This window comes from Brevundimonas poindexterae (assembly GCF_020524625.1).
Classification (GTDB): domain Bacteria; phylum Pseudomonadota; class Alphaproteobacteria; order Caulobacterales; family Caulobacteraceae; genus Brevundimonas; species Brevundimonas poindexterae_A.
This window is the reverse complement of the sequence record NZ_JAIVLL010000007.1, coordinates 1-1,235: the sequence shown is the minus strand read 5'-3', so window position 1 is coordinate 1,235 and position 1,235 is coordinate 1. Positions and strand designations below refer to the sequence as shown.

The 1,235-nt window shown below is 71.3% G+C and carries 1 protein-coding gene; it reads right to left on the bottom strand.

The features are described from left to right. Positions 1-122 precede the first annotated feature (122 nt). Positions 123-1,235 (bottom strand): OmpA family protein (locus LC068_RS13760; protein ID WP_226638156.1); only part of this gene is annotated, 1,113 nt, incomplete at its 5' end.

Genomic DNA, 1,235 nt, shown 5'->3' with positions numbered 1-1,235 from the left:
CCCCAAAGCGACACCCCCGCCGTGGGTGACCACGACGGGGGTGCGCAAAGGCGTTATCCGCCTGAAGGGCTCCGGGGGTCCGGTCTCTCGCGGGGAGAGGCCGGACCGGTCCGGAAGCCGGATCAGGGACGGATGTTGATGGTCGCGCGCCGGTTCAGCGGCTCACGGACACCGTCAGCGGTCGGACGGGCCAGGTCGGTTTCACCCCGACCCTCGACCGAGATGGCGCCACCCGAGACACCGCGCGCCACCAGGGCGTCGGCGACCGTGCGGGCCCGGCGGTTCGACAGGCCGACGTTGTAGCTGGCCGAACCCGAGGTGTCGGCGTGACCGACGACCACGACGCGCGCGGCACGGCCCGACTGGGCGTACTGGGCGGCCTGGGCGATGACCGACTGGGCTTCCGACGACAGGGCGGTCGAATCCCACTCGAAGTACACCACGAACTCACGCGCCTGCACCGGCGGAGGCGGCGGCGGGGGCGGAGGCGGCGGCGGCGGCGGGGGAGGCGGCGGGGGCGGAGGCGGCGGCGGCGGCGGGGGCGGCGGCGGCGGAGCGTCAGCCCCGAACGCATAGCGCAGACCCAGGGTCACCGCGTGGCTGTCGTTGTAGTCGCCCTCGATCTGGCCGACCTGGCGTAGCGGGTTCGACACCTGGGTGTCGAACTCGAAGTCCGTGCGGAAGTAGCGATAGGTCAGGTCCAGGTTGGCCCGGTTGCCGATGGCCCACGAGACCCCGCCCAGGAACTGGGCGGCCAGGGCGGTGTTGGCGTCGTCGGCGGCGATGCCGACCGTACGGTTGCCACCGATGGAGCCGAGGAACTCGGTGTCGACGCGCGCCACACCGGCACCCATGCCGATGAAGGGACGCAGCGCCCACGACTCGTCACCGAAGTCATAGATGACATTGGCCATCAGGCTGGCGACCTGCATGTGACCGGCGGGCACGTCGCAGGGACCGACCACCGACGGCTGGCAGATGCCGGTTTCGAGCGGCGTCGGCGCCGTACGGCTCACTTCGGCCAGCTGGCCTTCGCGATAGCCGCCTTCCAGCTCCACACGCCAGTTCTGGTCAAAGCGGTAGCCCAGACGGCCAAACGCCGCCCAGCCGTCCTCGATCTCGAAGTCCCAGCCGTTGCCGGCCGCAGAATCCACGCCGTAAACGTCGTTGACCGTGTGCCAGCCCGCGTCAACCGCGCCGTACCAGCCGTTCGGCTCTGCCGACGCAGCGCCGGC